This window comes from Mycolicibacterium sp. XJ870, from assembly GCF_053483975.1.
Window position 1 is genome coordinate 347,300 of sequence record NZ_JBEFTI010000003.1, and the last position, 18,920, is coordinate 366,219.

Below are 18,920 nucleotides of genomic sequence, written 5' to 3' on the forward strand. Positions count from 1 at the left end.
CTAAGCGTCCAAGCGCGTGAATTCGTCCTGGCGGTACTGCTCGACGCACGCGGCCCGCCGCACCTTGCCGCTCGTCGTCGTGGGAATCGACCCGGGAGGTACCAGCACGAGATCCCCGACATTCAACCCGTGCGCATTCGAGATCGCGGAGGTGACATCGCTCTTGATCCCGGTGAGCCAGTGCATCACCTCTCCCGTGGAATCTCCTCGTTTCTTGACTTCCATGACGGTAACCAGCTTTTCGGTGCTGTTCACCGGAACAGAGATCGCCACGACCCGGCCGCCGGTGATCTGTTGGACCGTCGCCTCGATGTCCTCGGGATAATGATTACGACCGCGGATGATGAGCAGGTCCTTGATGCGGCCGACGATGAACAGGTGACCATCCGAGATGAAGCCCAAATCGCCGGTTCTCAACCATGGTCCGTCAACAGTGCCGGGCTTCGGGTCGACGAGCGTTGCGCCAAAGCACCGCTGCTCCTCCGGCGGCCTGCTCCAGTAGCCGGCAGCGACGTTGTCGCCATGCACCCAGATCTCGCCGACCACGTCCTGCGCGCATTCCCGGTTGGTGTCGACATCGACGATCCGCACCTCGGGTGACCGCGGCAGCGCGTATTTCACGAGCGCTGAGCCTGCTCCCGCCGCACACCTCTTGGCGCGGCCCGCCGACAATTCGTCGACATCGAAGTGAGCAGCTTCCGCTGACTCACTCCAGCTGCCGGTGGTCACGAAGACGGTCGCCTCCGCCAGTCCGTACGAAGGACGCAGCATGTGGTCCCGGAAGTTGAAGTGAGCGAATCGATCTGCGAAGCGTTCCAAAGTGGCCTGCTCGACACGCTCGGCTCCGTTGATGATGCCCACCACCCCGCCGAGGTCCAGCCCGGCGATGTCACTGTCCTTGGTTTTGCGGGCGGCCAGATCGAAGGCGAAGTTGGGCGCCGCCGAGAAAGCACGAGGATTCTGAGCCAGGGCTTGAATCCAGCGGGCCGGCTTTTCCAAGAACGCGACCGGGCTCGTCAGCGCAGCGGGATAGCCACTCAGGATGGGTGCGCAGATGCCCAGGACCAGACCCATGTCGTGATAGAAGGGCAACCACGACACGAACGTGGAATCGCTTGTGGATTTGACGTGCGCATTTGCGAAGAAGCTGCGCATCAGTTGCTCGAAGTTCACCTGGAGGTTGCGGTGCGAGATCATCACCCCGGTCGGCAGCCGGGTCGAACCCGAGCTGTACTGCAAATACGCCGTGCTCGGGAACTCAGCCGTCTCGAGGCTCGGTCCATCTTCGGCGTCAAAGTCCAGATTCAACGAGTCGATCTCGACGAGCTTCGGCGCGGTGTTCATACGTGACTCATCCACGTACCCCCCGACATCCTCGGCGACCGCAGACGTCGTGAGAACCACCGACGGCTTCGTATCGGCGAAGACCGTAGTCACGCGGTCATGACTCGAGCCTCGATGAGGCAGCGGAAGCGGAACGGCGACGAACCCGGCCTGCATGGAGCCCAGGAAAGCCAGGATGTATTCCAGGCCCTGCGGGGCCAGGATCACCGCCCGGTCCCCGACCGATCCGTGAAGGCGGATCTCACGCGCGACACTCATCGTTCGGCGCGACAGCTGCGACCAGGTCAGACTCGCGACCACGCCGTCCGGGTTGTGGACGTAATCGGTGAAGGTGAAGGCAACGTCGTCTGGGCGCAAGCTGGCACGTCCGTGCAGCATCGAGAGAATGGTTGATCGGGGAGTAGACATCACATCACGTCCGTAACTCGTCGAATCCGTCGGCTCACCGTCAGCCTGCGCCTTGAGGATTCAGGAAGGACATCGCACCGTTGACGAGTTCCGAAATGGGATCGGTGCCGCCGCCGAACGTCGCATTGTTGGCCGGTGCGGTGACTTCCGCGGGGTCGAAGCCGTTCACCGGGTCCACTGTGACCGGTGCGGTCGCTGGATCGTCGTGTCGCGAGTAGCCGGCATTCACCCGGGGCAGCAATATCGCGTCCAGCTGGTTCAGCGTGTTCTGGTCGTACCCGAGGTACTTGAAGGGCAACACCAGAGGAAGGTGCTCTTCGGGAACCAGGTAGGTCGTCGTCGTCGCGCCCTTTGAGTTGACCGTGGTCCTGATGTTCTGCGGCGGAACATTGCTCGGATTGGTGAACGCAATCGCGGTGTGCCCGGTAGCCAGGCCCGCAATGGCGTTGGCGACAGAAAACAGGTTGTCCGGTCGATCCGGCCAGTCGGCGATGCTGTCGTAGGCGGAGATGAACTGGTCGGTGTGGTATTGACTCTCCACGGGAGCCGGCATGGGGTAGTCCATGAACGGCACGACGCTGCCGACGGGAAACATCTGGGTCAGGAAGCTCTCACCGAAGGGATGCTTGGCAATCGGGTCGCCGAACGTCGCGAAGCTCAGCTGATCTGGCGGCGGAGCAGTCGGATCATTGGCCAGTCGCGCCTTCACGGCGTTGAGCACCAGCGCTCCCTCCGACAGCCCCATCGCGGTTCCGGGGCCGCCGTTGCGGAGGGCTGCGTCGAGGTTTCCCTCTCCCTCGACAACGGACTCGCCGATGCTGGGGCCGTCGAGACCCAGGCCCGGATGGATCTGCTCACCGATCGCACCGATACCTGGGAAGAGACGTTCCAGGGTGTGGCCCTGAACCTGTCCTGCCGGGTAGTCGACCTTCACCCGATTCATGCCGGGGAACCAGTGCTCGCCTGTCATACGGATGTACTCGTCGTAGGGGATGCCCAGCACATGCGCGCCGCCCAAGGCATACGCGGTCCCGGGGTCTCCCGGCGAGGGCAGCGGCTTCCCGCCGCTCGACGTGCCGGAGGTCTGCGTGTCATCGGCGCTCGCCGACCCGACACCGAAACATCCTGTGACACCGGCAGTTACCAGTACTGTGAGTCCTGCGAGTAGCTTGTTCATCTCGACCCCTGCCCGCCCTCTTCGTTTCGTAGTTTCACATACATCACGCGTGCGCGCTCGCCGTCCTCACGTGCGCAACTTCTCCCCGATTTGCTCCTCACGTGCGCGGCCCCCTTCCACTCGTGACGGCCAGAAGTTCGCCCGGCCGACCAGTGTCGCGATGGCGGGCACCGTGATGGTGCGCACCAAGAAGGTGTCCAGCAGGATGCCCACACCGATCACGAAACCGCCTTGGACCACCAGTCCGATGCTGGAGAACATGAGACCGGCCATCGAGGCGGCGAAGATCAGACCCGCCGCGGTGATCACACCGCCCGTGGAACTCAATGTGCGGATGATGCCGTAGCGAATGCTGCGCGGAGACTCGTCCCGCATTCGCGACACGAGAAGCATGTTGTAATCGGCGCCCACCGCGACCAACACCACGAAGGCCAGCGGCGGCACACTCCAGTGCAATTGCTGGTCGAGGAGGAACTGGAACACCAGGACACTGATGCCGATAGCCGCGAAATACGAGACCACGACGGAACCGACCAGATAAAGAGGTGCGACGACCGCGCGCAGCAGCACCATCAACGTGAGCAGGGCGACGATGAGAGTCGCGATGATGATGAATCGGATGTCCTGCTGGTAATAGTCACGGGTGTCCCGCAGAGCCGCGGGGAACCCACCCATCGATATCTCGGCGTCGGCCAGCGTGGTGTTCGGCTGGGCGCTTCGAGCAGTGTCCTGGATCGCGTTGACCTGATCCATCGCCTCGGAGCTGAACGGGTTGAGTTCGGTTTGCACCAGATAGCGCACCGAGCGGCCATCCGGGGAGATGAACGCCTGCGAGGCTTTCTTGAAGTCCGGAAGACCCAGCACTTGGGCCGGGATATTGAACCCCGCCTGTGACGGATCCGCGGCGTTATGCCGCATCGTCAGCAGAAATGCCGATGCCTCGTCGAGTCCGGCGGATATCACTTTCACCTGTTTGACGACTTCATCCACACCGCCCGCCACTTCCCGACTTCCGCCGGCCAGGCGGTTGGCGCCTTGCTGCAGGTCCTTCAAGCCCGCCTGCGCACCGCCGGGCTTGTTCATTCCCATGGCATTGGCCGCCTTGGTGACGCTTGCCAGCGCTTTGTTCAGCCTTGTCACCGTCGCGTTGAGCGTCTGCCTGTCTTCGACGCCCTGGAGCTGGTGCGCGAGATCGTTGATCTCGTTGAGGTTTCCCTCGTTACGTGGGTCGACCAGTTTCTGAAACTGCAAGCGGGTGTCGGCGCACGAGGGATTGGCGTCGCAGACCGCGTTGCCTTGGAGTGCGGTCAATACTGGACCGATCCAGGCGAAATAGTTCTTGACGGCGGAGAAGTTCACGCCCATGGAATTGCCGAGCGCGTTGATGCTGTCGACGAGCTTGGCAGCGGTATCGACGTCCCGCACCAGCTTGTCGCCGCCATATTCGGTTCGCACCGAGGAGAATTCATCGACCGCGCTCTGGATACTGGGCAAGATCTGATTGATCTGTGTGCGCACGTCAGCCAGGCTGTCGGCCAGCGTGTCGGCCCCGGCCACCAGTCGGTTGAGGTCCCCGGAGCGCTGGTCAATCTGGGCGGAGCCGTCTGCCAGCCGGGCACCGACGAGCCCCGACTGATAAGTGGCCCTGAACTCAGGCGGCACGTCGCCCAGTGGCCGGGTGATACCGCTGACCAGACCGACATCAGGCAACTGCGCGACACGTGAGGCCAACTGCTCCAAATCCGCCAGGGCCCGCGGGGTACGCAGGTCATGCGGCGACTGGATGAGGATGTATTCGGGGATGGACTGACTGATGGGGAAATGGCTTTCCAGCGCGGCGTACCCGATCGAACTCGGGGCCGAGGCCTCTACGACCTTGCGATCGTCATAGTTGTAGCGCGCGAAGATCGCGAGGCCGGCCAGCAGGCCCAATACGACCAAACTCGCAACCAGGTGCGTCACCGGCCGGCGCACGATGCGGATCCCGGAACGCCGCCAGAATCGAGCGGTCAGTTCGCGCCGCGGCTTCACCCACCCGCGCGGCCCGGCGAGCACCAGGATCGCCGGTAGGAGGGTCACGCCGGCGAGGAATGCGACGCCGATCCCGATCGCCGACGACACTCCGACCGTTCTGAACACTCCCATTTGCGCGAAGCTCAACAGAAGAAACGTCAGCCCGACCATGGTCGCGGATGCGGCGATCACCTTCCCGATCGAGTTCATCGCGGCCTTGACCGCGTCGTCGAAATCCTTGCCCGACCGCAGATGGTCGTGATAGCGGCTGATGAGGAAGACCGCATAATCCGTTCCGGCGCCGGCCATGATCGCGCTGAGGAAGATGATGGACTGGTTCGAGACGCCGGCCCCGGTCAGGTGGGAGAAACCCGCCACGAGTGCCTGCGCGATCAACAGTGAGGACCCGATCGTCACCAATGGCAACAGCATCGTCACCGCGCTGCGATAGACCAACAGCAGCACGGCAAGAACCAGTACGGCGATCGCGATCTCGATCGGCAGCCGATCCTGCTCACCCGCGACGGTGAGGTCGGCGGCGGTGGCCGCGGGTCCGGTGAGGTGCACCGTCAACGGACTGCCCGAGGTATTGATCTTGATGAGTTCAGCTACCCGGTTGAATGATTCGAAAGCCCGCGGTGTGCCCAGCTCACCCGCCAGACCCACCGGCAGCACCCAGGTTTTCTTGTCCTCACTTGTCAGGAAGTTCCGCAGTTGTGGGGTGGCGACGAAATCCTGCACGCTGACTACGTCGGTCTGGTCGTCGTGGAGCGCATCCACCAACTTGCGGTAGGACGCCTCGTCGTCGGGCCCCAGCCCGTCCTCGTTGATCAGCGCTACCAGCAGGAGGTTGTCGTTTCCCGGTTCCTGGAACGCTTCAGTCATCTTTTGAGCGGTGATGCTCGACGGGGCGTCGCTGGGCAGCACGGCGAGCGGATTCTTCGCGGCCATTTCGCCGAGGGACGGGAACGCCAACGGCAGGGCGATCAGCATCGCGAGCCAGACGCCGATCACCGCCCAAGGCCATCGCACCACGAGATCAGCTAGCCGTCTCATATCGTCCTCACCCTCGCGCCGGAGTTGCGCAGCCGCGTCGAGCCCGCGGAGCTTCCGTCGCCATCGATTTGCTCCCGCTACGCGACGCGTCCCCAGTGGCCGACGTCAGCAACCCGTCCCGACACCGACTGCATCGCGTCCATGTATCGCGTGACCGATTTCTTGGCAACCTTGTTGTCGGGATGCATGATCGCCATGACCGTGCCCTCCCCGTAGCGGAAGATATAGATCGTCAATTGGTAGGAAAACCGGTCGTCCGGATACATTCCGATATTGTTTGCGAGGCCTAAGTCGCCTGCCGCGAGGATGGCGTTGAGCGGTGCTGCGCCACCGTGCAGAAAGTTCGAGACCGGAAAGTTCGGCCGTGGCCAGTTCAACCAGGGCGCCAACTCCAAAACGCGATAGTACGGAACTCTCGCCATGTCAAGACCGGAGTCGAAAGACGCCTGCGCGGCCCCCGCGGCATCGATGAAAGAGGTCGCCGCGACCGGCACCGTGATGGGGATCAGGCCGGTGAACCAACCCTGCGTATTGAAATTGTCGCCGGCGGTGCGGGAATCCCGGGGGGTGAGCCCGTAATACGTCAGAGCACCCGTGAACTCGTGCTCCACCAGACCCAGACAAGCAAATAATCCGCCGACAAAGCGTGCGCCGGCCGCCGAGCAGGCCGACTCGAAGCGTTCGGTCTGCGCTGAGTCCATGAGGACCTGAGAGCTCCAGGCACTGCTGGTCGACTCGTTCGGGTTACCCAGCGGCAGTGGGAATTCCGGAAAGCCGTCACTGTTGTTCTCGGCGAAGTCGAGCCACGCGCGCACACCCGGCGAATCCAGGGTCAATTCTGACGTGTACTCCCGCTCGCGGACACAGAACGCGTCGAAGCTACCGGGTTCGGGCAGTGCGAGGGCCTGACCGCTGCCACTCATCGCCGAATACATGCCGTTGGCTTCCATCATCGTCGTGCCGATCAACGTGGCATCCCCGTGCACGTGATCCATGGCGGCGAAGAAAGTGAAGAAATCGTCGTTCTGGATAATTCCGAAGGTGAAGCAGCCCCATTCCAAGGGGTTCGGTATGGCCACGACATGGGCGCGTATTTCGTCGGCCGTCATGTGGCCCTGATCGACCGGCATGAATTCGATGTCAGCCGGGTCCTCGAGAGCATGCCGGATGAACTCTCCATCACCGGATTGTTCGAACCAACTGCGGAATGTGTCGTGCCGCCGAAGGTAGGTGTTGACGGCGTGATCCATGGCCGAGACGTCACATTGGCCGGGCACTTCACAGCTGGCGATGATCTGCCGGGAGAAGTTCAATCCCGCGGCCGTGCGCTCACTGTAGTTACGAAGATGTTGTCTCTGCATGTAGCTAACCGGCACCGAACTGACCGGCGCTCGCTTCGCTCTTTCCTGAGCGGCGGCCGTTGGGTGCCAGGAGGTGACCGAACCTGCGTTCAGCGACCATTCATCAAGTGCGCCAACAGTTATCTTTCCGATGCGCAAAACCAGGCCCTCCCCAAAACTCCCCGCTCAGCCGGCTCCAGGTACGGCCGAACTCACTGCGGCCCCAACATACCCCCCGGCTCCGCCGCAGTCGCCCCGCGCCGGTTCCTGCAGCGACAGCGAACGTCGCACACGACGGGTACGCATGCAATAGTGTGCGACGAAGTTGATCTTCAGGCGCCACGGGGGGTGCGCGGAGTGTCATTCTGACCGCCGATGCAAGGAGGACAACGGTATGGGATTCGTCGAACGCCCGATCGAACCGCCGGCCAGTTTTGCCATCGTCGGATATGCGGCGCGCTTTCCGGGCGCTGCGGATGCCGATGGGTTCTGGGACGTACTGCGCGAGGGTCGCGACGCGGTATCGGAAATACCCGAGGACCGCTGGGACGTCGACGAATTCTTCGACCCGGAACCCGGTGCACCCGGCAAGGTCGTAACCCGTCGTGCGGGTTTCGTCGATGACGTGACGGGGTTCGACGCACCGTTCTTCGGTATGTCGACGCGCGAGGTCAGGCTGATGGACCCGCAGCATCGCCTCCTGCTCGAAACAGCGTGGCGCGCGGTGGAGCATTCCGGAACCGCGCCATCGTCTTTGGCTGACACCAATACCGGTGTGTTCGTCGGCCTGGCCACCCACGACTACCTGGGAATGGCTTCCGACGAGCTGACCTATCCCGAGATCGAGGCCTACATGGCCATCGGGACATCGAATGCCGCAGCGGCGGGGCGGATCAGCTACCGGTTGGGGCTGCAGGGCCCCTCAGTCGCCGTCGACACGGCGTGCAGCTCGTCGCTGGTGGCGATCCACCAGGCGTGCCAGGCGCTGCGACTGGGAGAGTGTGACCTTGCGCTGGCCGGTGGTGCCAACGTGCTGCTGACACCGGCGACCATGATCACGTTCTCCAGCGCGCACATGCTCGCGCCCGACGGTCGGTGCAAGACATTCGACGCGGCTGCGGACGGCTACGTGCGTGGCGAGGGCTGCGGCGTCATCGTCATCAAACGCCTCGAGGACGCGGTCCGCGACGGTGACCGGATCCGGGCCGTCATCCGCGGCAGCGCGATCAACCAGGACGGCGCATCGGGCGGTCTTACGGTGCCGAACGGGGGTGCCCAGCAACGCGTTATCTCCGATGCGCTCAAGCGCGCCGATCTCGAACCCAGCGACGTCGAATACCTGGAAGCGCACGGCACCGGGACATCGCTGGGTGACCCGATCGAAGCCCAGGCCGCTGGTGCGGTGCTCGGCGTCGGACGCGACCCCGACCGGCCGCTGCTGATCGGCTCGGCGAAGACGAACATCGGACACCTTGAAGCCGCCGCGGGCATCGCGGGTGTCATCAAGGTCATCCTGTCGCTCGAGAACGAGACTTTGCCCAAGCACCTCCACTTCGAGAACCCGTCACCGCACATCCCGTGGGACCGGCTGCCCGTTGAGGTGGTGAAGGAGTCCATCCCCTGGGAGCGCAACGGTCGGCCGCGCATCGCGGGTGTGAGCTCATTCGGGTTCGCTGGAACCAACGCCCACGTCATCCTCGAAGAAGCCCCCGAAGTGCCCGAGCGACCCGCCGCGGCACCGGTTCCGATCGGGCACGACCGACGGTTCAGCATTCTTCCGCTGTCGGCGCGGACGCCGGCCGCCTTGGTACAGCTCGCCGAGCAGTATCGCGACTGGTTGAGCGCGAACCCTGAGGCCACCTTGGCCGACGTGTGCTTCACCGCCGGGGCGGGCCGGTCACACCTGGAGCACCGGGCCGCGTTGGTGGTCAATTCGAGAGAGTCGGCCATCGAGCTACTCGGCGCGCTCGCGGACGACCGCCCTGCGCCCGGTCTGGTGCGCGGAGAAACCCACGACGTACCGAAGACAGCGTGGCTGTTCACCGGTCAGGGCAGCCAGTACCCCGGCATGGCCCGGGAGCTGTTCGACACCGAGTCCGTGTTCGCAGAGACTGTGAACCGGTGTGCGGCCGCCGTTGCGGATGTTCTCGAAAAGCCATTGCTGGACGTGATTTTCGATCTGGACAGCCCGGATGCCGATGAGCGCTTGCGCGAAGAGCATGACTCCGAAGAGACGCTGCGGCAGACGTCCTACGCACAGCCCGCTTTGTTCGCGGTGGAGATGGGCTTGGCCCACCTCTGGCAGTCCTGGGGCTTCGAGCCGGACGTCGTGCTGGGCCACAGTGTCGGCCAGTATTCGGCGGCCTGCGTGGCGGGCGTGTTCAGTCTCGAAGACGGCGCGCTGCTGATGGCCGAGCGCGGCCGCCTCTTCGGCAGTTTGCCCGCTGGTGGCCGGATGGTCGCGGTGTTCGCCGCCGCAGAGCGCGTCGAGAGCCTCACCGACGAGTTCCCGAGCCTGTCGGTCGCCGCCTACAACGGTGCCAACACCGTATTATCGGGTCCCGCAGGTGATCTGGAGAAGGCGGTAGCCGGTCTGACGGCCGACGGCGTCCGCTGCGATTGGCTCGAAACCAGCCACGCGTTCCACTCGGCGCTGCTGGACCCGATCCTCGACGAGTTCGAGTCGTATGCGGGGCAGTTCACATTCCATGCGCCGCAACGGATTCTGATCGACAACCGGACCGGTGCCGCATTGGGCAGAAGTGTGAAACTCGATGGTGCCTATTGGCGCAGGCACGCGCGCCAACCGGTGCAGTTCGCCAAGAGCGTGCATACCCTCGCCGATCAGAATTGCAAATTGTTGCTCGAGATCGGCCCACGGCCGGTGCTCACCGCCGCAGCTCTGGGCACGTGGCCCGACCCGGCCACAGCACCGCGGGTGATCACGTCTCTGCGCCGAAACACCGCCGACCACCGCCAGATCTCCGAGGCGGTTGCCGATGCGTATGTCCTGGGCCACCTGCCTGAGTTCGCCGCTTTCCGGCATTCGCACGCGCGCAAGCTCGACCTGCCCACCTATCCTTTCGAGCGCCGCCAGTACTGGTACTCGGACAATTGGGCCGACGATCGGGATCAGCCCGACCAGCAGCGAGCGCCGTCCGCCGCACGCACCCAGGCCATCCGGCTTCTGGAGGACGGCCAGATCGAGGAACTCGCCGCCCTGCTCGACGGTGCAGACGGCGATCATCAGACCTTCAATGTGCTGACCAAGCTTGCGGCACAACATAATCAGCAACGGACGACCCAATCCATCGCCGACGACCGCTACGAGTTCCGGTGGGAGAAATCCACTGCTCCACTCAACGGCACGGCTGCCGGAGAGGTTTCCACCTGGCTTCTCATCGGTGGGGAATCCCCGGCGGTTCAGCCGCTGATCGATGCGCTGACCGCTCGCGGGCAGCAGCATCGGTTCCTTGCGCTGCCGACGTCCGACGCGGACACCGAAAAGCTCATAGACGCATTGCGCGCTGCGGCAACAGAAGATTCAACGCTTCGCATCCTGCACGTCGCGGCCCTTGACTCCGACACCGCACCATCGATGCGGTCACTGCTGCGGATGCAACACCAGATCCTGGGCGGGACACGACGGCTCTTCCGCGCTGCGAGTGCCGCTGAACTGCGGGTTCCCGTCTGGCTGGTGACCCGCGGTGCCCAGCGAGTCACCGACGCGGACGCGGTCGCACCGGATCAGAGCTGCCTGTGGGGATTCGGTCGCGCTGCGGCACTGGAACTTCCACAACTGTGGGGCGGACTGGCCGATCTCTCGGAGGGCAACACCGAGGAATGGTCCCAGCTCATCAACCGGATCACGACGCAAGACGCAACGACCAGAGAAGATCAGGTCGCGCTGCGCGATCAAGCGCTCTACGTCCCCAGGCTGGTTCGGCGCGCTGACCAGCCGAGCGGCGCGCCGCTCGAGCTGCGCGATGGTGCAACGTATCTGGTGACCGGCGGCCTCGGATCGATCGGGCTCGAGATCGCCGGATACCTGGCGGCAAACGGCGCGAGGCATCTGGTGCTGACCAGCCGACGTGCCCCCAGCGATGCCGTGCAAGAGCGCATCGATGCACTGGGCGAACTGCACGGCTGCGAAATCGTCGTCGTCGCCGCCGACGTCTCCGACGCGCACGACGTCGCCCGCCTGCTCGCCAAGGTGCGGGCCGAGCTACCGCCGCTGGCCGGCATCGTCCATGCCGCCGGCGAGATCAGCACCAGCCCGCTCAGCGATCTGGATGACGCCGAGATCGATCGCGTCTTCGCCGGGAAGGTCTGGGGCGCATGGCAGTTGAGCGAGGCAGCGACTGACCTGGAGCTCGACTTCTTCATCAGCACCTCCTCGATCGCCTCGGTATGGGGCGGTTACGGTCAGACCGCCTACAGCGCGGCCAACGCCTTCCTTGACGGGCTGGCGTGGCGCCTGCGTGAGCAGGGCATCGCCGGAACCAGCGTCAACTTCGGCCCGTGGTCTGCCGGCATGGCCGATGCGGAATCCCGTGCGCGACTGGAACAACGCGGGATACGCACGTTGTCGCCTGCCGATGCACTGGCAGGTCTGGCCGACGTCGTGGCGGCCGCAGCCGCGGAGGGGCCCGCACAAGGAGTAGTGGCCCGCGTCGACTGGGCCCGCTTCCTGCCGCTCTACCAGCAAGCCGGCCGGCGGGCATTCCTGGCGGAATTGGAGCGCGAGGTACCCGGCCAGCTGACGGGAGTGGCGCCATCCACCACCGCATCGGGGAAAACCCAACTGGTCGAGCAACTCACCAACGCTCCGGTGCAGCAGCGCAAGAAACTTCTGACCAACTACCTGCGCGACGCGGTAGCAGAGGTGACACGAGTCGATTCCGCCGAGATCCGCGAGGACGCAGGCTTCTTCGACCTCGGCATGGATTCGCTGATGGCCGTCGAATTGCGGCGCCGCATGGAACAGGGCGTGGGCGCGGAGATTCCCATCACCCTGGTGATGGATTACCCCCGGATATCGGACGTGGCCGACTACCTGCTCGATGACGTGCTCGGACTCAACGAGCAGGCCAAGCCCGCGCCTCAGATGGCATCGGCGGCGACGACACGCACGGACGAACCGATTGCCATCGTCGCCGTGTCGTGCCGCTTCCCCGGCGCACCCAACCCGGAAGCCTTCTGGGAGGTGCTGTCCGGTGGCGTCGACGCGATCCGGGAGGTCCCGGAGGATCGCTTCGACATCGACGAGTTCTACGACCCGGATCCCGAGGCGGCGGGTAAGACCTACACGCGCTTCGGCGGATTCCTCGACGGCATCGACGGATTCGATCCCGAATTCTTCGGCATCTCCCCGCGTGAGGCCGTCTGGATCGAGCCGCAGCAGCGGCTGATGCTCGAAACGGTCTGGGAGGGTCTCGAAAGGGCTGGATACTCGCCGGCCTCATTGCGCGGCAGCCGAACCGGCATCTTCGCCGGGGTGGCCGCGAACGAGTACGCGCATCTGCTGTCGTCGGAGTCCATCGACAAGATCGAGCCCTACTTCATCACCGGCAACGCGCTTAATGCCATCTCCGGTCGGGTCGCCTTCGCACTGGGACTCGAGGGACCGGCAATGGCCGTCGATACCGCCTGCAGCTCAGCGCTGGTGGCGATCCATCAGGCCTGCCAGGCATTGCACTCCGGTGACTGTGACCTGGCGTTGGCCGGCGGCGTGAACGTCCTGCTGAGCCCGGTGACGGTTGTCGCCGCTTCCCGCGCTCGGATGCTTTCTCCGGTCGGGCGATGCAAGACCTTCGACGCTTCCGCCGATGGCTACGTGCGCAGTGAGGGCTGCGGAATTCTCGTCCTCAAGAGGCTGAGCGACGCGGAGCGCGACGGCGACCGGATCTGCGCCGTCATTCCCAGTAGCGCGGTGAACCAGGATGGCGCATCGAGTGGCTTGACCGTCCCCAATGGTGGTGCACAGCAACGGTTGATCGGAACGGCGCTCGCTCGGGCCGGGTTGTCCGGCGGGGACGTCGACTACCTCGAGGCGCATGGGACCGGCACCCCGCTCGGCGATCCGATCGAGGTGCAGGCTGCTGCCGCCGCCTATGGCGGCGGGCGTGACGCGGACCGACCGTTGCTGATGGGCTCGGTGAAGACCAACATCGGCCACACCGAATCAGCCTCTGGCGCAGCAGGTCTGATAAAGGTTGTGCTGTCGCTTCAGCACGAAGTGCTGCCGGAGAGCCTGCACTTCGACAATCCGTCGCCGCACATTCCGTGGGAATCGCTGCCTGTGCGGGTAGTCGACAAGGCGATGCCGTGGCAGGCCAACGGCAGACCACGACGCGCCGGCGTGAGCTCCTTCGGATTCACCGGCACGAACGCGCATGTGCTGATCGAGGAAGCGCCGCAACCGTCAACCCCTGCGGCTTCAGAGCCGTCGGAGCCATCAGAACCTTCTGAGCTTTCGGGGCCCGACACCGGCGCACAGCCCGTCGAGGTGCTGGCGCTGTCCGCGCGGACACCAGAAGCGCTGGTGGAGTTGGCGCAGCGTTACGAGGCGTGGTTGAGCGCCCATCCGGATGCCGACCTTGCCGACGTGTGCCGCACCGCCGGAACGGGGCGTTCGCATTTCGAGCACCGTGCCGCGCTTGTCGTGGATTCGGTCGATGATGCGCGGATGGGCTTGGCCGAATTGGCCGACAACCGTCTGCGACCCGGTGTCGTCCGTGGCGAGCACACGAACCATCCGACGACGGCGTGGTTGTTCACCGGGCAGGGCAGCCAGTATCCGGGAATGGCACGTGAGTTGTTCGACGCAGAGCCGGTTTTCGCCGAAACCGTGACCCGTTGTGCGGACGCGGTCAAGGACATTCTGCCGCAGCCGCTGCTCGAGGTCATGTTCGCCACCGATCGCGAAACCGGCGGCAAAGCCGGGGAAACGTTGCGGCATACGTCGTTTGCGCAGCCGGCACTCTTCGCGATCGAGATGGGCCTGGCCCGGCTGTGGCAGTCGTGGGGCATCGAGCCCGACGTCGTGCTCGGCCACAGCGTTGGCCAGTACGCGGCGGCATGCGTCGCCGGAGTCTTCAGCCTCGAGGACGGCGTACGGCTGATGGCCGAGCGCGGCCGGCTGTTCGGCAGCCTGCCCGAAGGCGGACGAATGGTGGCGGTGTTCACCGACCCCAAGCACGTCGAACAGGTCGCCGGTGAGTTCCCCCGCGTTTCGGTCGGCGCCTACAACGGGCCCAACACCGTGCTCTCGGGTCCGGGTGAGGATCTCGAACAGATCGTCGCCAGATTCTCCGACGACGCGATCCGGTGCACCTGGCTGCAGACCAGCCATGCGTTCCACTCGGAGCTGTTGGATCCGGTGCTCGACGAATTCGAGTCGTACGCCGCGCAGGTCCAGTTCGCCGCCCCGACTCTGCCGCTGGTCTGCAACCGCACCGGAGCGGTGCTGACGAACCAGACCCCGCTCGACGCTCAGTACTGGCGGCGGCATTCGCGCCAGCCGGTGCAGTTCGCCGAAAGCGTGCGCACCGTGGCGGCACTCGGGTGCTCGGTATTGATGGAGATCGGTCCACAACCGGTGCTGACCGGAGCCGCAGTACAGGTCTGGCCCGAACACCTGGCGGCGCCGCGGGCGATCGTCTCGCTCCGCAAGGGCGTCGCCGACCGGCGTCAGATCGCCGACGCGCTGGCCGCAGCCTACGTCGGCGGGCACCGGCCCGATTTCGCCGCGCTGCATCGTCGTGAGGGAGAGCCTGTTCGCTCCTCGCGTCAGAGTCGCAAGCTCGAACTGCCGACGTACCCGTTCCAGCGCCGCCGCTTCTGGCCCAAGTCGTCCGGAATGGCCATCGATGGACCGACGGTCTCCGGAATCCTCGGTAGCGCAAAGGATCTCGCCTCCGGTGACTCGGTTTACACGAGCAGGTTGTCGGTCAAGTCGCAGCCGTGGCTGTCCGATCACGTCATTTACGGCACCGTCGTCGTCCCCGGCGCGACGTATGCGGCGATGGCGTTGGCCGCAGTCGGCCCACCGGCGCGGGTGAAGGACGTCTTCTTCTACGAGCCGATCATCCTGCCCGAGAAGGCTTCTCGGGAGGTGCAGCTGTCCCTGCATCCGCTGGAACAGGGCGGCGAGTCGAAGTTCCAAGTGCACAGTCGCCCGTACGGTGAACGCGGCGCCGAGTGGTCGTTGAATGCCGAGGGCACGGTTGTCACCGGTGTGGACGACGAGCCGGTGTCCGAGCAGGAGCCTGTCGACGAAGCAATCGAGCGGCTCAACCGCATGCGCCCGCAGGAGTTGTTCGAGACCTTCGCCGACCTGGAACTGGCATGGGGGCCAAACTGGTCCGGTTCCCTGAAGTCACTGTGGCTAGGCGAGGGCGAGGCGATCGGTGACATCCTCGTCGGCGAAGAACTCGCCGAACATCTCGGCACGGAGCCGATGCACCCGGTGCTGATGGACCTGTGCACCGGTGTCGCCTTCCCGGCGTTCCCGGCTCTTCTCGCCGCCGAGCAAGGCGTCAACGACCTGTTCCTGCCGTTGCGGTACGGGCAGGTGACGCTGCAGGAGAAGATGCCTCGGCGGTTCTACTGCCGCGCGAGGTGGCACAACAGCGGCCTCGACAGCGAAACCCAGGTCTTCGATCTCGACTTCCTCGATCGGGATGGCCGGCAGCTGGGCGGGATTCGCGAGTTCACCGTCAAACGCGCACCCCGCGAGGCGTTGTTGCGCGGCCTCGGCGGCGACGCCACCCGGCTGCTCTACACCCTTGGCTGGCACGAGGTGCCGGTGCCGGCGAACGAGGGCGCAGAAGGTGTGACCGGAACCTGGCTGATCGCCGGGTTCGACGACCTGGCCGCCAAGGTGCCGGGCTGCATCCCGTTCGACCGGACCACCGATCCGGAACTGTTGGGACAGCAGCTGGTTCAGGCTGCTGAGCGCGGTCTGCCGTTCTCCGGCGTCGTGTGGCGAAGCACCGGGCCAAGCCCGGACGAGTCGAGTGCCGGTGTCGCCGAGCGCATCGAGACCGAGATCGCCAACCTGCTCAGCGCCGTGCACACCGTGCAAGGGGGTTCACAAACTGGCAGCGTGAAACTCCCGAACGGTCTGTGGATCGTCACCGAGAAGGCCGTAGCCACCGAATCCGGCGAGCCGGTCGACCCGGTGCAGGCGGCGCTGTGGGGCTTCGGTCGTACCACGATCAACGAGGAACCAGCGTTGCACGCCAAACTCGTGGACTGCGACGGATCTCCGGAAGCTGTGCAGGCGCTGGCCGACCTGCTGGCCACCCCGGTGGACGAGCCCGAACTCGCGCTGCGACAAGGGAAGCTGCTGGCTTCCCGGTTGCTGCCGTGGGCGCGCAGCGGTCATCTCACGGTGCCGCGTGGAGGGGATTACGTCCTGGCTCCGACTGAGCGCGGCGCGATCGACAACCTGCGGATCACCGAGACGGAGGTGCCCGCGCCGGACGAGGGGTATGTGCAGGTCCGGGTGGAGGCTGCGGGCCTCAACTTCCGCGACGTGCTCAACGTCCTTGGCCTCTACCCGGGCGATCCGGGGCCGATCGGCGGCGACTTCGCCGGTGTCGTCACGCAATTGGGTGAGGGGGTTACGGGACTCGAGGTCGGGCAGCGCGTCTACGGCTCCATGCAGGGTGCGTTCGCCAGCCGGTTCAACGTGCCGTCGCAGTTCCTGGCGCCGATCCCGGACGGGGTGAGCGCGGTGGAAGCCGCGACGATTCCCGCCGCCGCGCTCACGGTGCGACTGTCGTTCGACTGGGCGCAGCTGAAACCAGGCGACAAGGTGCTCATCCACGCCGCCAGCGGTGGCGTCGGCCTGGCGGCAGTTCAGATGGCGCAGCAGTGCGGGGCCGAGGTGTTCGCCACGGCCAGCACCTTCAAACGCGCAACCCTGCGCAAGCTGGGTGTGAAGTATGTCTACGACTCGCGGACGACGGACTTCGCCGACCAGATCCTGGCAGACACCGACGGCGCCGGTGTGGACGTGGTGCTCAACAGCCTGACGAGCGAGGGTTTCATCGAGGCGACGCTGAAAGCCACCGCCCAGAACGGCCGCTTCGCCGAGATCGCCAAGCGCGACATCTGGTCACCGGAGCAGATGTCCGAAGTACGTCCCGACATCGCCTACGAGATCGTCGCGTTGGACACGGTGATGTTCACCGAACCCGATCGCATTCGCGATTTGCTCACCGAGGTATCGGAGGGCTTGGCCGCAGCAGTTGACTCCTCGCGCAAGCGCTCGTCGGTGGCCGAGTGGAGGCCGCTGCCCGCCGAGATCTACCCGCTCACGGAATCTCGAGCTGCGTTCCGCCGCATGCAGCAGGCGCGGCACATCGGGAAGATCGTGGTGCAGATTCCGAATCCGCTGCAGCCGCGGGCCGATCGGAGCTATCTGATCACCGGCGGGCTCGGTGCGATCGGCCTGCACACGGCGTCGTACCTGGCCCAGCGCGGTGCCGGTGACATCGTGTTGACCAGCCGGCGCGCGCCCGACGCGGACGCGCAAGGGTTGATCGACGAGATCACCGAGCGCTACAAGTGCCGCATCCACGTCTTCGCAGCCGATGTCGGCGACGAGGCCGAGGTGGCCAAGCTGTTGGAGCGGATTCGGGCGGAGTTGCCGCCGCTGGCCGGTGTGGTGCACCTGGCCGGCGTGCTCGACGATGCGCTGCTGTCCCAGCAGAGCCTGGAGCGGTTCCGGACAACCCTGGCGCCCAAGGCATTCGGCGCGTGCCACCTGGACCGTTTGACGAAGGACGACGAACTGGACTTCTTCATCGTGTCCTCCTCGGTGTCCAGCTTGTTCGGTTCACCCGGTCAGGCCAACTACGCGACCGCGAATGCGTTGCTCGACGGCCTCGTCGCGCAACGAAGGGCGCAAGGCCTGCCGGCCACCGGCGTCAACTTCGGTCCCTGGGCGCAAGGGGGTATGGCGTCTTCGGAGGCCGCGACCGCCAATATCAGTGCGCAGGGCCTGATTCCGCTGGATCCCGCAGCGGCGCTGAGCGCGCTGGCCGAGGTCGTCGCCAACGGCACCGGCCAGGCCACCGTCATCAAGGCCAACTGGCAGCGTGCCGCAAAGGTGCTGGGCAGTTCGCGGCCGCCGATCCTCGACCTCGTGTTGCCGAGTGCCGTCGGAGAGGTGACCGCTGACAGTGAGTTGCTCAAGCAGCTGATGGAGATACCGGTGCCGCAGCGCGCGGGATTCGTCACCGAATTCCTTCAGCGCGAGGTGCAGAACTTCCTGCGACTCGCATCGCCGCCGGCCGCGACCAGTCGGTTCCTGGACCTCGGCACGGATTCACTGATGGCGATCGAACTGCGCAACAGGTTGCACAGCCAGTTCGGCGGCAAGTTCACCATCAACGCGACCGCGGTCTTCGACTACCCGACCATCGGCGGGCTCGCCGAGTACCTCGTGGGTCAGCTGCCCGACGCGGATTCTGCGGAGTCAGTGGAGGCGCCGGCGGAGGCCGAGTCCACGGAGGGCTAACCCCCGCGAGCAGTCGCGAAAACTCCCAATTTCCTTGGATTTTGGGGGT

Annotated in this window: 5 protein-coding genes; 1 reads left to right on the forward strand and 4 read right to left on the reverse strand. The window is 65.1% G+C overall.

The window, feature by feature from the left end; translation table 11 throughout:
* From ABQF30_RS16500 to ABQF30_RS16515, 4 genes are all read right to left on the reverse strand, one after another.
* Positions 1 to 1,752, reverse strand: a complete 1,752-nt coding sequence (locus ABQF30_RS16500; protein ID WP_448465598.1) for an AMP-binding protein — start codon at positions 1,750 to 1,752, stop codon at positions 1 to 3.
* A gap of 40 nt (positions 1,753 to 1,792) precedes the next feature.
* Positions 1,793 to 2,929, reverse strand: coding sequence for an acyltransferase PE (gene pe, locus ABQF30_RS16505; RefSeq protein WP_448465600.1), 1,137 nt, complete (start codon positions 2,927 to 2,929; stop codon positions 1,793 to 1,795).
* Between the two features lie 66 nt (positions 2,930 to 2,995).
* The gene (locus tag ABQF30_RS16510; RefSeq protein ID WP_448465602.1) at positions 2,996 to 5,998 is read right to left on the reverse strand and encodes an MMPL/RND family transporter; all 3,003 of its coding nucleotides are present in this window, start codon (positions 5,996 to 5,998) and stop codon (positions 2,996 to 2,998) included.
* A gap of 77 nt (positions 5,999 to 6,075) precedes the next feature.
* Positions 6,076 to 7,497 carry a condensation domain-containing protein gene (locus ABQF30_RS16515; protein WP_448465604.1) on the reverse strand — a complete coding sequence of 474 codons (1,422 nt, stop codon included), beginning with the start codon at positions 7,495 to 7,497 and terminating at the stop codon, positions 6,076 to 6,078.
* Between the two features lie 235 nt (positions 7,498 to 7,732).
* Here ABQF30_RS16515 and ABQF30_RS16520 point away from each other — a divergent pair, with 235 nt between their 5' ends.
* Positions 7,733 to 18,871: a type I polyketide synthase gene (locus ABQF30_RS16520; RefSeq protein WP_448465606.1), complete on the forward strand. Its 11,139-nt coding sequence runs from the start codon at positions 7,733 to 7,735 to the stop codon at positions 18,869 to 18,871.
* Positions 18,872 to 18,920 lie beyond the last annotated feature (49 nt).

Excerpts from the sequence above, each read along its gene's own strand:
- pe (WP_448465600.1), bottom strand. The coding sequence starts at position 2,929 with ATGAACAAGCTACTCGCAGGACTCACAGTACTGGTAACTGCCGGTGTC.
- ABQF30_RS16500 (WP_448465598.1), bottom strand. The coding sequence starts at position 1,752 with ATGTCTACTCCCCGATCAACCATTCTCTCGATGCTGCACGGACGTGCC.
- ABQF30_RS16520 (WP_448465606.1), top strand. The coding sequence starts at position 7,733 with ATGGGATTCGTCGAACGCCCGATCGAACCGCCGGCCAGTTTTGCCATC.
- ABQF30_RS16510 (WP_448465602.1), bottom strand. The coding sequence starts at position 5,998 with ATGAGACGGCTAGCTGATCTCGTGGTGCGATGGCCTTGGGCGGTGATC.